This window comes from Ruminococcus sp. MCC718 (assembly GCF_018783905.1).
Classification (GTDB): Bacteria; Bacillota; Clostridia; order Lachnospirales; family Lachnospiraceae; genus Hominisplanchenecus; species Hominisplanchenecus faecis.
This window is the reverse complement of sequence record NZ_WQNP01000180.1, coordinates 1-13,217: the sequence shown is the minus strand read 5'-3', so window position 1 is coordinate 13,217 and position 13,217 is coordinate 1. Positions and strand designations below refer to the sequence as shown.

Genomic DNA, 13,217 nt, shown 5'->3' with positions numbered 1-13,217 from the left:
GCGGATGAGCATGGAGATCATACTTGCGGCTGTGATCGTAGGAGGTACCGGACTGCTTCTGGGACTTTTCCTTGGATTGGCAGGGAAAAAATTTGCAGTAGAAATTGATGAAAAAGAACAGCAGGTAAGAGAACAGCTTCCGGGAAATAACTGCGGCGGCTGCGGATATGCAGGATGTGATGCGATGGCAAAGGCGATTGCAAATGGAGAGGCTCCGGTAAATGGCTGCCCGGTAGGGGGAGATGCCGTGGCAGCAAAGATTGCCAGGATCATGGGGCAGGAAGCAGGAGAGAGCATCCGCAGAGTTGCCTTTGTAAAATGTGGCGGAACCTGTGACAAAGCAAAAGAATCCTGTCATTATTATGGAGTTCACGACTGTGAGATGATGGATTTTATTCCGGGAGGCGGACCGAAAACCTGTCATTATGGATGTATCGGAGACGGAACCTGCGAAAAGGTCTGTTCATTTGATGCGATTCATGTTATAAATGGAGTAGCAGTGGTAGACAAGGAGAAATGCAGAGCGTGTGGAGCATGCGTGGAGCATTGTCCGCGTCATCTGATCGAGCTTGTGCCATATGAAAGCCGTTATCTGGTACGCTGTGCTTCAAAAGATAAAGGAAAGCTGGTTATGCAGGCATGTGAGGCAGGGTGCATCGGATGTAAGAAATGCCAGAGAGAATGTCCTTCCGGTGCCGTTACTGTGGAGAACAATATTGCACATATCGATACTTCAAAATGTACCAACTGCGGAACCTGTGCATCGCTCTGTCCGAGAAAGGTGTTTACCGGACCGGTTGCCAGGAAAGAGTCCTGAAGACATAAGAAGTAAAGAAAGGGGAAATCAGGAATGAAGAAAAAGGGGTTTGGTGTGCTCGCAGTGCTGATGCTGAGTATGTTGCTTTCCGTAACCGCTTTTGCAAAAGGAAAGTGGAAGGTTGAGGAAGGTAACCGTTACTATTATAATGAGGATGGTACAAAGCAGAAAGGTTGGCTCACACTCAAAAAAGGAACTTATTATTTTCTGCCAAAGACAGGGATCATGGCAACCGGTGTGCGGCAGATCGCAGGAAAGACCTATGTATTTTCAAAAAAAGGGATTCTGCTGAAGGCATATGAAAGAGCCGGATTCAGGACAACCGCATCCGGAAAACTCTGCTATTCTTACGGTGACGGTACCGGCCGCCTGAAACGTCAGTGGTTTACCATCAATGGAAAGACGTACTACTTTAATAAAAAAGGGCATGCCCTGACGGGATGGCAGAAGATTGACGGAAAGATTTATTATTTCAATAAAAGATATGTTTTGCAGAAAGAAAAATGGGTGAAATACAACGGTAAAAAGATGTATCTTGGATCCGACGGAACGTTTGTGAAAGATACTTGGATCGATGACAAGTATCTTGGGCCGGACGGCGTTTATATCAAAGGCTATCGTGATGACAGACGTACAAACAAAAGTAAAACAGGATGGGTTGGATACGGTCAGCAGTGGAGATATTACCGGAAGAACAAACTGGTGACCGGCTGGATCACCATTGGTGAGAAGAGGTATTTCTTTGGCTCGGACGGCTATATGCGTGCCGGATGGCTGAAAGATCAGGGGCATACGTATTATATGGATACCAGAAGTGCCACTTATGGACAGATGATGACCGGCTGGTGCAAGATCAAAGACAAGTATTATTATTTCTTCCGCACACCGGCAGAGCATAACGGAACCGTCTATCCGCAGGGTAGTATGGCGAGAAAGATTTCCATCCGTTTCTCTTTGGCAGACGGAACGCAGAAAATCTATATCTTTGGCAAAAACGGTGCCTGCACGAATTATTAAAAATCCAGAATCTCTGTCTGTGATTTCAGGCTGAGAAAAACCTCCCGGAGCGTTTCCTTTCCGGGAGGTTTTTTGTTGCGGCATTAAGGAAAATGCAGCAAAAAACGGTCAGTGGAAGATTTTTTGCATATTCTGAATAGAAAGAGGAACAGGAGGGCTGTTATGGCAACGATCGTGATAGATGCCGGACATGGAGGAGCAGACCCGGGAGCTGTTTTTGAAGGAAGACAGGAAAAAGACGATACACTGCGGCTGGCACTGGCAGTGGGAAAGATTCTGGAGGAAAACGGACAGAATGTGATCTATACCAGAACAACCGATGTTTATCAGACACCATTTCAGAAAGCAACGATCGGAAACGAAGCAAGAGCCGATTTTTTTGTTTCCATACATCGCAATTCCAGTCCGGTTGCCGGGCAGTATTCCGGTGTGGAAACACTGGTCTATGAGCGAAGCGGCATCAAAGAAGAGATGGCAGAAAACATCAACCGGGAACTGGAGGAAGCAGGTTTTGAAAATCTCGGTGTCAAAGAAAGACCGGGACTTGTCGTCCTTCGCAGGACTAAAATGCCGGCAGTACTGGTGGAAGCAGGGTTTATCAACAACGGAGAAGACAACCGGATCTTTGATGAAAATTTTGAGGAAGTCGCACAGGCGATCGCCGACGGTATTTTGCAAACCATCTATGCACAGGAAGTCGAATCTTATGAATACGAAAAAGAAGCAGAAACACCTTACCGCATCCAGCTTGGTTTTTTTAATCTGGAAGAAAATGCCAGGGCACTGCAGGCACAGCTGCTCTTTTTGGGATACGATGCTGTGATCGAACCTGGAGAGGATGGGACTTACCGGGTTTACAGTGGATCTTTTGAAAAACTGGATAATGCGGCAAAAATGGAGCAGACACTGCGAAAAGCAGGATTTTCCACCTATATCGTACAGTAAAGGAATAAGAAAAAAACAAGAAACGTAAATCTTTACACTTTTTGTTTCCTGAGGTATACTAAGGAGCAGAGAATGGGCTTGGAAGAAAGGTACCATTTTATGGTGTGCATAGGAGGGCGGTATGTCTGTCTGCCCTCTGCACATATAGCAGAGTTTTCCTGGATGTAAAACGGAGAAAGTAACTGTAAACATAGTATGATGCCAGGGTCAAAAGGTCTAAATTCACATGAGCTTGCTCATAAGTGGATGAAAGACCTTGAGACCCGCCCCGATATGAGCATAAAAGTGGGATGATAATCCCACGATATGCGAATACCGGAGAGGATTGTGGGAGTGCGATGCACGGAACAATCCGTAGGCATCAGAGTTGGGGGCTTTTGACCCCAACATCATATATACATAGGGTAAATAATAATATTACCGGAGAGTGGAGTATGGATAAAAAGAAAAAATGGTTAAAAATCACACTTGGAATTATGGCACTGGTTATCGTGGGGGTGTATATCGGCGGGATTGCCGCCTTTCATGGAAAATTCTTGAAGAACACGGACATTAATGGCATGGATGTTTCAGATATGACAGTGGAAGAGGCAGAGAAACTGATCAGAGAGCAGGCAGAAGATTATCAGATCACGTTAAAAGAACGCGGAAATAACAGTGAGACGATCACGGCAGAAGAGATCGGTTATCATTATGTTTCCAATGGGGAAATCGAAAATTTCCAAAAATCCCAGCCATACGCCCTGTGGTTTGTAAGTTATTTCCGACCGGCATCTTATGCGTTTGAGACGGCAGTGCAGTATGATGAAACATTGCTGAAAGAAAAAGCGGACAGCCTTAAATGTTTTGATAAAGCAACAGCTAAAGCACCGGAAGATGCGAAAATGGTCTTTCAGGAAAGCGAAAACAAGTATGTGATCAAAAAAGAGAAGCAGGGTGCAAAGCTCAAACAGAAAAAATTCTGGAAACTGCTTACAGAGACAATTTCAGAAAGAGACGGTCTGCTGGATCTGGAGAAAGAATCCTGTTATCAGACACCAAAAGTGACAAGTGATGATAAAGACTTAAACCAGCTGGTAGAGAATCTCAATCATTATGTGGATATCGAGATTACATACTGTTTTGGAAACCAGAAGGAGGTTCTGGACGGTAGTGTGGTAAAAGACTGGCTGACCTATGATAAAAAAGGGAAAGTGCTGGTAAAAGACGGTGCGATCAGCGACTATATCGCATCTCTGGCAGACAAGTATGATACCTATGACAAGCCACGGAAGTTCAAGACAAGTGACGGAACATATGTGACTGTGGAGGGCGGTTCATATGGATGGAAAATCGACCAGACAGCGGAGGCAGAAGAGCTGACAAAGCTGATGGAAGAAGAGCCGCACATGGAACGTACACCGATCTTTGCCCAGGAAGCAGACAGCTGGGAAAATGGTGACATGGGTGACACGTATGTGGAAGTTGATCTGACAAAACAACATCTGTGGATGTACAAAGAAGGGAAACTGATCGTAGAATCGGATTTCGTATCCGGAACAATGACACCGGCTCGTGTGACACCGCCCGGCATTTTCCGGTTATACTATAAAAAATCACCGGCTGTTCTTCGAAGCACAAAACCGGGCGATAGTTACGAGACACCGGTTTCTTTCTGGATGCCGTTTAACGGCGGGATCGGATTCCACGATGCCACCTGGAGAGGAAGCTTCGGCGGTCAGATCTTCTGGAACAGCGGTTCTCATGGCTGCATTAATCTTCCGTACAGTGCCGCACAGACGATTTACCAGAATATCGAAAAAGACTATCTGGTCATTTGCTTCTATCGGAACGGTGAGTATAAATATTAGATGTGAGATGATTCATATGTCATGCGATGCATGATGTGCACCTCGCAGCAAGAATGACAGAGGCATTCTTAAATGAAAAAAGAAAGAGGAAATGTATGCTCGAACAGATTGTAGAGCCACTGCTTGGGTGGTTCGGGGAACATGCACGGATTCTCCCGTGGAGAGAACAGCCGCAGCCATATCGCGTCTGGGTTTCTGAAATTATGCTGCAGCAGACACGTGTAGAGGCGGTAAAACCCTTTTTTGAACGTTTTACGCAAGCTCTGCCGGACGTTCGATCCCTTGCGGAATGTCCGGAAGATAAGCTTTTGAAGTTATGGGAGGGGCTTGGCTATTATAACCGCGTCCGGAATATGCAGAAAGCAGCACGGAATATGGTGGAATTTTATGACGGCGAAATGCCGGCAGACTATGAAAAACTGCTGGGTCTTCCTGGGATCGGTCCTTATACGGCAGGAGCAGTAGCTTCCATTGCCTTTGAGATCCCGGTTCCGGCTGTTGACGGAAATGTCCTGCGGGTGATCACAAGGATCACGCAGAATGACGGAGATATTTTGAAGCAGTCTGTCAAACGTCAGGTCGAGGAGGAGCTTCTGGCAGTAATGCCAAAAGGAAGATCCGGAGCCTTTAACCAGGCACTGATGGAACTTGGGGCGACTGTATGTGTGCCAAACGGGGCACCGAAGTGTGAGGAATGTCCGCTGTCAGGCGTATGCCTTGCACATCAGAACGGCAAAGAGATGGACTATCCGAAAAAAGCACAGAAAAAGCCGCGTAAAATCGAAAAAAAGACCGTTCTGGTGATAAGGGACGGCAGCAGGGCAGCAATCCGCAAACGTCCGGCAAAAGGACTTCTGGCAGGTTTATATGAGCTTCCTAATCTCTCTGGATGGTTAAGCCAGGATGAAGTTCTGGACTGGCTGAAACAGGAAGGGCTGTCACCGATCCGTATCCGGAGATTATCGGATGCGAAACATATTTTCAGTCATATTGAATGGCATATGACAGGATATGTGGTCCTGGTGGAAGAACTGGAAAACTATTTTGGAAAAGATATGCTTTTTATTGAGCCGAAAAGAACAGAAGAAGAATACCCGATCCCGGCAGCTTTTTCAGCTTACACAGCCTATCTTCAGATCAGACTCGGACAGGAAAAATATGACGAAAAATAAAACAGAAACGTGTATGGAGGAAAAAACGTGAAAATATTATCAATAGCAATTCCCTGTTATAATTCTGCAGCCTATATGAGAAGATGTATTGATTCTCTGCTTTCGGGCGGAGAAGATGTGGAGATTTTAATTGTGGATGACGGTTCCACAAAAGACAATACCGCAGAGATTGCAGATGAGTATGAAAAAAATTATCCGGGGATCGTAAAGGCGATCCATCAGGAGAACGGCGGACATGGAGAGGCAGTCAATGCCGGACTGCGTAACGCAACCGGAGTATACTATAAAGTGGTGGACAGCGATGACTGGGTAGATGTGGATGTTTATCTCGATATTATCAAAACTTTGAAAGAACTGGTGGCAGGTCCGCAGACTGTTGATATGTTCATCAGCAATTTTGTCTACGACAAGGCAGGTGCGAAGCACAAAAAAGTGATGCGGTACAAGGCATTTCCTGAAAATGAAGTATTCCAGTGGGATCATGCAAAAAAACTGCACATCGGACGTTACATTCTGATGCATTCCGTGATCTACCGTACCATGCTGCTACGGGAATGCAACCTGGAGCTTCCGAAACATACCTTTTACGTGGATAATCTGTTTGTGTTCCAGCCGCTTCCGTATGTAAAAAATCTTTATTATAAAAATGTGAATTTCTATCATTATTTTATCGGCAGGGATGATCAGTCCGTCAACGAAAAAGTCATGATCTCCCGCATCGACCAGCAGATCCGTGTCAATAAGATCATGATCGACACCATGGCTGACAATAAAATCGCAGACAAGCGAATCCGCCAGTATATGACAAGTTATCTGGATATTATTACAACGGTTACTTCCGTTATGCTGATCCGTTCCGGCACAGAAGAAAATCTGGAAAAGAAAAAAGAACTGTGGCAGTATTTAAAAGCAAAAGACGGCGGTCTATATTTCCGCCTGCGTCACGGTCTGTTTGGACGTACGATGAATTTGCCGGGCAGAGGAGGAAGAAAACTTTCGGTTGCAGCCTATAAGATCTCACAGAAATTTTATGGATTCAACTGATACAAAAGCGGCAGAGATAGGACGTTGTAATTCTGTGAGATTTATGGTAGAATTTTCACAGTTGAAAAAATGGATATTTTAGGAGGACAACATGGGAGAGGAAACGGTTTCCAAAAATTTTATTGAACAGATTATAGAAAAAGATCTGGCAGAGGGCAAATACGATACGATCTGTACTCGTTTTCCGCCGGAACCAAATGGCTATCTGCATATCGGACATGCCAAAGCCATTCTGTTAAATTATGGACTTGCACAGAAATATCACGGCAAGTTTAACATGCGTTTTGATGACACCAACCCGACCAAGGAGCGAGTTGAGTTTGTAGAGTCCATCAAGGCGGATATCAAATGGCTGGGTGCTGACTGGGAAGACAGACTGTTTTTCGCATCCAATTACTTTGACCAGATGTATGAAGCAGCAGTGAAGCTGATCAAAAAAGGCAAAGCCTATGTCTGTGACCTGACACCGGAGCAGATTCGCGAGTACAGAGGGACACTGACAGAACCTGGAAAAGAAAGCCCGTACCGTAACCGCAGCATCGAAGAAAATCTGGAGCTGTTTGAAGCAATGAAGGATGGCAAATATGCAGACGGAGAAAAGGTACTGCGTGCAAAGATTGATATGGCATCTCCGAATATCAATATGCGTGATCCGATCATTTACCGTGTGGCACATATGACACACCATAATACCGGAGATAAATGGTGCATCTATCCGATGTATGATTTTGCACATCCGATCGAAGATGCAATCGAAGGCGTGACACATTCTATCTGTACCCTGGAGTTTGAGGATCACCGTCCGCTCTATGACTGGGTCGTACGTGAACTGGAGTATCCGCATCCACCAAAACAGATCGAGTTTGCAAAACTGTATCTGACCAACGTTGTTACCGGTAAACGTTACATCAAAAAACTGGTAGAAGAAGGTATCGTGGACGGCTGGGATGATCCGCGTCTGGTATCGATCGCAGCCCTTCGAAGAAGAGGATTCACACCAGAATCCATCAAGATGTTCGTTGACCTGTGCGGTGTCAGTAAAGCTCAGAGCTCCGTTGACTATGCAATGCTGGAGTACTGCATCCGCGAAGACCTCAAACTGAAACGTCCGCGTATGATGGCAGTCCTTGATCCGGTCAAACTGATCATCGACAACTATCCGGAAGATCAGATCGAGTACCTGGAAGCAGACAATAATCTGGAGAACGAGTCTCTTGGAAAACGTCAGGTTCCGTTTGGACGTGAACTTTACATTGACCGTGAAGATTTCATGGAGAATCCGCCGAAGAAATATTTCCGTCTCTTCCCTGGAAACGAAGTGCGTCTGATGAATGCATATTTCGTGAAATGCACAGGTTTTGAAAAAGATGAAAACGGAAATGTGACAGAAATCCACTGTACTTACGATCCGGAGACAAAATGCGGAACTGGATTTACCGGACGTAAAGTCAAAGGAACCATCCACTGGGTAGCAGCGAAGACTGCCAAAAAAGTGACCGTACGTCTCTATGAGAACATTATCGATGAATCTAAAGGCGTATATAACGAGGACGGCAGCCTGAATCTGAATCCAAATTCACTGACTGTAAAAGAATGCTTCGTAGAGCCTGCACTTGCAGAAGCAAAACCATATGAAAGCTTCCAGTTTGTACGTCAGGGTTATTTCTGTGCAGATGTCAGAGATTCCAAAGAAGGGGCACCGGTATTTAACCGTATCGTGGCACTGAAAAGTTCCTTCAGACTGCCGAAACAGCAGTAAGGAAAAAGAATATAGAAATAATCATAATGTGTAAAAAGGAATATCCGATCAATGAAAAATCGGATATTCCTTTTTTGTATATCAGATGTAGGATGACGCATACCTCTGTAGATAAGAACATTCAAGTCGAACGCACGTGAGACTTGGTGCGTGATTCTGGTCAGCGAAAGCTGACATATTCTTCTCAGAATCACTGCACATTCTACACTTTTCAAAAAAATCTCTGAAAAAAAGACAGAAACAAAAAGTGTGCAAACTGCAAAAGGGATGGAATTGCAATTTGCACACTCTTGAATTTTAACAGAAGTAAATCAGAACTTAAGCTTCCGGCGTTTCTTCCTCTGATTTTTCTTCGGCAGCATCAGCAACCATTTCTTCTGCCTCTTCCGGAACAGTTTTTTCTTCGTCAGAGTCTTCTGGTTTGCTTTCTGCTTCTGCATGTTCAGTGACAGCCTCAGCTTTGACGGTCTCTTCGTCTGCTTCTTTTTCGAAAATGGCTTCGGCCGTATCAGCGGCATTTTCCGCTGCTTCCTCCGGTACGGAAGAGGATGGAATGGTAACATACTCGCGGGCATCGGCAGCATCTTCACCATCAAAATCCTCAAGGTCATCATCTAAGAAATCATCCTCGAAATCTTCAAAATCATCCTCCCAATTCTCTTTCTCTTTTTTATGTTTTTTGAAATATGCAAGTCCGGCACCTGCGGCAGCTCCCAAAAGTGCAGCACCTACCAGCCATTTGCTGTATTTTTTTGACATAAACGAACTCCTTTCTCCTGTTTTAAACTCCTGACTGATGTCTGCGAATTGCTCTGTTATAAGGTAATTTTCGCAATTCTGAGCTATGCTTCAGTCAGTACCAAGTGCCCTAGATCCCAATGTCTTAGCTTGCAGGTAAGAACGATATTTTGAAATTTTGACACTGGCATTATATAATATTTTATATATGGTATTGTAATACTTTTCTATAAAAAAGAAAAGGGGTTTATTTAAAAATTATCTGAACAAGAAACATGTAAAACAGCGTTCCTCCTCCAACGGAGAGAAGCGTATTTTTCTTCCAGCAGTGTACCAGAACGATGGCGATGCCGGCGATCAGCTCTGGCAGTCCGAACGGTGTCTGCAGCAGGGAAACATTCTTGAAGCAGTAAACCACCAGCATACCGATGATAGCGTAAGGAAGTACTTTTCCGAGGTACATGATGTAAGCAGGTGTCTTGGATTTTCCAGAAAACAAAAGGAACGGAAGTCCGCGTACAAAAAAAGTCAGTAAGGACATGATCGCGATCAAGGCGATTGCCTGAGAATCCGGGATACTACGCATGTGAATCATCTCCTTTCTGATCTTCTCTTTCCATATGCTCCTCCAGCGGCTTACGAAGCAGTGTCAAGATCGTAAGAATGGAGAGCATGGCAGGAATGATAAAACGGTCCGGCCCGAAAAGAAGCAGACAGATCACAGAGCAGATCACACCGGTGATTGCCGGGATATGATTTTTGCTGTTCAGCCACTGATCAGTAAAGATTACAATAAACAGTGCTGTCATGACAAAATCCACACCTTTTGTATTGAAGTTGACCAGGGAACCAAAGAGTGCACCGAACGTGCAGCCGATGATCCAGTAAACGTGATCCAGCATGGAGATAAACAAATAGAACCATCCCTTGTCCACACCGTCCGGAACCGGGGTTGTAGCAACCAGAGAATAGGTCTCATCGGTCAGCTCATGGATCAGCAGAAGCTTTTTCTTTCCGGTGTCTTTGTATTTGTCGATGATGGAAAGACCGTAGAAGAGATGCCGTACCTGGATCATCAGTGTCATGATCGCGGTGGAGATCAGGCTGGCACCGCTTGCGAGCAGGTCGATCGCCACATACTGCATCGAGCCGGCATAAATAAAGATGGACATAAAGAAAGCCCAGATAAAAGAATATCCGTTGCTTTCAAGCAGTATGCCAAAGCCCATACCAAGAAAAAGATAGCCTGCCATAACCGGAAGTGTGTGAGGAAAGGCAGACCTGAATGCTTTGCTTTTCATGTTCATTTCCTCCTTGAAATGTATCAGCAATTAGTATAGCATGGTGGGTGAAATATGTCAAAATACAGGAGAAAAAAGCATGAAATTTTATGATGCATTAACAGATTTTATTTTCACAGAACAGAAACCGGAAAAAGCAGATGCGATCTTTGTTCCGGGCGGATTGTATGGTGAGATCGCACAGCATGCGGCAGAGCTTTATCAGCAGGGCTTTGCATCACTTATCGTGCCTTCTGGAAAGTACAGCATTGTGGAAGGAAAATTTACTGAGGTACAGTCACCGGAGAAATATAAAGGCAGATATTTTGAGACAGAAAGTGATTTTCTGACGCAGATCCTTGTGGATGAAGGGGTAAAAAAAAGCGATATTCTGCAGGAAAAAGAAGCATCTTATACTTATCAGAATGCATTATTTACCAAGGATCTTCTCGAGAAAAAAGGGCTGCATTTAAAAAAAGTGATCCTGTCCTGTCAGGCATATCACGCCAGAAGATGTCTGATGTATTATCAGTTTGTTTTCCCGGAAATCGAATTTATCGTCTCACCGGTCATTACCAGGGGTGTTTCAAAAGAAAACTGGTATCAGAGCGAGTACGGTATCTGTCTGGTACTCAAAGAGGTGGAACACTGCGGCAGCCAGTTCGCAGATATGATGTGCGACCGTGCCTCTGTCCGATAAATGTCGGTAGAGATGACAAAGATTGCATGAAAAGTGTTACAGAAATTTGACGGAAAACCAGTTTCGTGTTATGCTGTAGCAGCAGAAAACCGTTCACAAAAGAGGAGTGATCTTATGATAAAAGCAGCAATTTTTGATCTTGACGGTACGATCGGAGATACCGTGGAATCCATCGCTTACAGTGGCAATCGTGCCCTCAGGGATATCGGATACCAGGCATTTCCGGTGGAAAATTATAAATATTATGCAGGTGATGGCGTAGATGAACTGGTCCGCCGTACCCTGCGGGATTCCGGTGATACGAACTGCAGTCAGTTTGAGCAGATGAAAAGCATTTACAAAGCGTATTTTGCAAAAGACTGCATGTACCATGTAAAGCCGTTTCCGGGTATTTGCGAGATGCTTTCAGAACTGAAAAAAAGAGGGATCCGGATCGCCGTACTTTCCAATAAACCGCATGCTCAGGCCATCGATGTGGTGGAGAGTCTGTTTGGAAAAGATTATTTTGATTACATCCAGGGACAGACAGAAACGATCCGACGCAAACCCGCACCGGACGGAGCGTTTGCCATTGCAGAAAAGTTTGCAGTAGAGACCGGAGAATGTCTTTATGTCGGAGATACAAACACGGACATGCAGACCGGCAATGCGGCACATATGCATCCGGTAGGGGTTCTGTGGGGATTCCGCGACCGAAAAGAATTAGAAGAAAATCACAGTGAATATGTGATTGAAAAACCACAGGAACTGATTGAGATCCTGGAAAAGATAAACGGAGGAGACAACAAGTGATAAAACTGGTAGCAACCGATATTGACGGCACACTGATACGGGAGAGCAGTTCTGTGCTGCCGGAAGAAATTTTTGATCTGATCCGGGAACTTCGAAAACGTGATATCTATTTTGCGGCAGCAAGCGGAAGACAGTACATGGGACTGAAACGACTGTTTGCTCCGGTGGCAGATCAGATGCTTTTTATCAGTGAAAATGGTTCCAACGTTGTATGGAAGGACGAAGAACTTTATGCTTCCGTGATCGATCCGAACCTGATAAAAGAGATGCAGGAATATGCAAAACATTTCCCGAATATGCATCTGACCTTATCGACAACAAAAGCGATGCATTCTACCGGAAGTGATGACCTGTCCTATCGGAAAATGATGGTGGATGGCTATCAGAATGACATGGTTTTTGATGATGACGAAGACGGCACCAAACTGAAAGTGATCAAAATGTCTCTGTACTGTGAAAGCGGGATTCGGCCTTATGCAAAAGAAATCGAAGATTACTGGCAGGGCAGATTAAACACCGTAGTGGCAGGTGCACCGTGGATTGATTTTATGAAGCCAGGAACCGATAAAGGGGCAGCACTTCAGTTCGTACAGCAGTATTTTCAGATAAAAAAAGAAGAGACGCTGGCATTCGGGGATAATCACAACGATCTTGGAATGATTTTGGCAGCAGGAGAGGGATGTGCAGTTTCTACCGCAAGAACCGCAGTCAAAGAGGCAGCAAAACATATCGTTGGAAGCTACGAAGAAAAAGGAGTCATAAAGGCACTTCAGGAGCTGCTAAAGAAGCAGAAATAAATAATGAGATGTTGAGATCAAAAGATATTTGGATCTTAATCAATACTTGTAATTGGCAAGTGGGCCGGAGAGAAAAAAGGAGGAATTTATAAGTAACTAAATATATTGCTTAATATAGTTAAATGTGTTTAAATATACCTATGGAGGTATTATTATGAACACGTCAAATATCACGAATTATAAACCAAAAGATTTTGCTGAATTAATAGGTGTTTCTGTGAAAACGTTACAGCGTTGGGACAGGGAAGGAATTCTAGAGGCAAATCGGACTCCAACGGATAGGCGTTATTATACTTACGACCAATA

General features: G+C 44.5%; 14 protein-coding genes. 11 read left to right on the top strand and 3 right to left on the bottom strand.

The window, feature by feature from the left end; genetic code table 11:
* The first annotated feature begins 4 nt into the window (after nt 1–4).
* From GPK60_RS14780 to GPK60_RS14750, 7 genes are all read left to right on the top strand, one after another.
* Nucleotides 5–817: an RnfABCDGE type electron transport complex subunit B gene (locus GPK60_RS14780; protein WP_022118693.1), complete on the top strand. Its 813-nt coding sequence runs from the start codon at nt 5–7 to the stop codon at nt 815–817.
* A 33-nt stretch (nt 818–850) separates the two neighbouring features.
* Complete coding sequence (locus tag GPK60_RS14775; RefSeq protein WP_022118692.1) at nt 851–1,834, top strand: glucan-binding domain-containing protein; 984 nt, start codon at nt 851–853, stop codon at nt 1,832–1,834.
* A 162-nt stretch (nt 1,835–1,996) separates the two neighbouring features.
* Complete coding sequence (locus tag GPK60_RS14770; protein WP_022118691.1) at nt 1,997–2,779, top strand: N-acetylmuramoyl-L-alanine amidase; 783 nt, start codon at nt 1,997–1,999, stop codon at nt 2,777–2,779.
* A gap of 434 nt (nt 2,780–3,213) precedes the next feature.
* Nucleotides 3,214–4,629, top strand: coding sequence for a L,D-transpeptidase family protein (locus tag GPK60_RS14765; RefSeq protein ID WP_022118690.1), 1,416 nt, complete (start codon nt 3,214–3,216; stop codon nt 4,627–4,629).
* 95 nt (nt 4,630–4,724) lie between these two features.
* Complete coding sequence (gene mutY / locus GPK60_RS14760) at nt 4,725–5,801, top strand: A/G-specific adenine glycosylase (RefSeq protein WP_173865799.1); 1,077 nt, start codon at nt 4,725–4,727, stop codon at nt 5,799–5,801.
* A gap of 27 nt (nt 5,802–5,828) precedes the next feature.
* Entirely contained in the window at nt 5,829–6,845 is a 1,017-nt protein-coding gene (locus GPK60_RS14755) for a glycosyltransferase family 2 protein (RefSeq protein WP_022118688.1), read from the top strand.
* Nucleotides 6,846–6,936: 91 nt separating this feature from the next.
* Nucleotides 6,937–8,604 (top strand): glutamine--tRNA ligase/YqeY domain fusion protein, encoded by a 1,668-nt coding sequence (locus GPK60_RS14750; RefSeq protein WP_173865800.1) that lies wholly within the window; start codon nt 6,937–6,939, stop codon nt 8,602–8,604.
* 318 nt (nt 8,605–8,922) lie between these two features.
* Here GPK60_RS14750 and GPK60_RS14745 read toward each other — a convergent pair whose 3' ends face one another.
* The 3 genes from GPK60_RS14745 to GPK60_RS14735 form a co-directional block, all read right to left on the bottom strand.
* Nucleotides 8,923–9,363, bottom strand: coding sequence for a hypothetical protein (locus GPK60_RS14745; protein ID WP_173865801.1), 441 nt, complete (start codon nt 9,361–9,363; stop codon nt 8,923–8,925).
* A 226-nt stretch (nt 9,364–9,589) separates the two neighbouring features.
* Nucleotides 9,590–9,928 (bottom strand): AzlD domain-containing protein, encoded by a 339-nt coding sequence (locus GPK60_RS14740; protein WP_173865802.1) that lies wholly within the window; start codon nt 9,926–9,928, stop codon nt 9,590–9,592.
* Complete coding sequence (locus tag GPK60_RS14735; RefSeq protein WP_320056708.1) at nt 9,921–10,643, bottom strand: AzlC family ABC transporter permease; 723 nt, start codon at nt 10,641–10,643, stop codon at nt 9,921–9,923. Before GPK60_RS14735 ends, GPK60_RS14740 begins: the two co-directional genes overlap by 8 nt.
* A 79-nt stretch (nt 10,644–10,722) precedes the next feature.
* Between GPK60_RS14735 and GPK60_RS14730 the strand changes: the two genes are divergently transcribed.
* The 4 genes from GPK60_RS14730 to GPK60_RS14715 all read left to right on the top strand — a co-directional run.
* Nucleotides 10,723–11,322 (top strand): YdcF family protein, encoded by a 600-nt coding sequence (locus tag GPK60_RS14730; protein WP_178089168.1) that lies wholly within the window; start codon nt 10,723–10,725, stop codon nt 11,320–11,322.
* Between the two features lie 114 nt (nt 11,323–11,436).
* Nucleotides 11,437–12,114, top strand: coding sequence for an HAD family hydrolase (locus tag GPK60_RS14725; RefSeq protein WP_022118682.1), 678 nt, complete (start codon nt 11,437–11,439; stop codon nt 12,112–12,114).
* Entirely contained in the window at nt 12,111–12,911 is an 801-nt protein-coding gene (locus GPK60_RS14720; protein ID WP_147631354.1) for an HAD family hydrolase, read from the top strand. Before GPK60_RS14725 ends, GPK60_RS14720 begins: the two co-directional genes overlap by 4 nt.
* Nucleotides 12,912–13,080: 169 nt before the next feature.
* On the top strand, nt 13,081–13,217 hold a 137-nt coding region (locus tag GPK60_RS14715), incomplete at its 3' end, for a helix-turn-helix domain-containing protein (protein WP_215661004.1).

Excerpts from the sequence above, each read along its gene's own strand:
- GPK60_RS14775 (WP_022118692.1), top strand. The coding sequence starts at position 851 with ATGAAGAAAAAGGGGTTTGGTGTGCTCGCAGTGCTGATGCTGAGTATG.
- GPK60_RS14740 (WP_173865802.1), bottom strand. The coding sequence starts at position 9,928 with ATGCGTAGTATCCCGGATTCTCAGGCAATCGCCTTGATCGCGATCATG.
- GPK60_RS14765 (WP_022118690.1), top strand. The coding sequence starts at position 3,214 with ATGGATAAAAAGAAAAAATGGTTAAAAATCACACTTGGAATTATGGCA.
- GPK60_RS14780 (WP_022118693.1), top strand. The coding sequence starts at position 5 with ATGAGCATGGAGATCATACTTGCGGCTGTGATCGTAGGAGGTACCGGA.
- GPK60_RS14770 (WP_022118691.1), top strand. The coding sequence starts at position 1,997 with ATGGCAACGATCGTGATAGATGCCGGACATGGAGGAGCAGACCCGGGA.
- GPK60_RS14750 (WP_173865800.1), top strand. The coding sequence starts at position 6,937 with ATGGGAGAGGAAACGGTTTCCAAAAATTTTATTGAACAGATTATAGAA.
- GPK60_RS14730 (WP_178089168.1), top strand. The coding sequence starts at position 10,723 with ATGAAATTTTATGATGCATTAACAGATTTTATTTTCACAGAACAGAAA.
- GPK60_RS14745 (WP_173865801.1), bottom strand. The coding sequence starts at position 9,363 with ATGTCAAAAAAATACAGCAAATGGCTGGTAGGTGCTGCACTTTTGGGA.
- mutY (WP_173865799.1), top strand. The coding sequence starts at position 4,725 with ATGCTCGAACAGATTGTAGAGCCACTGCTTGGGTGGTTCGGGGAACAT.
- GPK60_RS14735 (WP_320056708.1), bottom strand. The coding sequence starts at position 10,643 with ATGAAAAGCAAAGCATTCAGGTCTGCCTTTCCTCACACACTTCCGGTT.
- GPK60_RS14725 (WP_022118682.1), top strand. The coding sequence starts at position 11,437 with ATGATAAAAGCAGCAATTTTTGATCTTGACGGTACGATCGGAGATACC.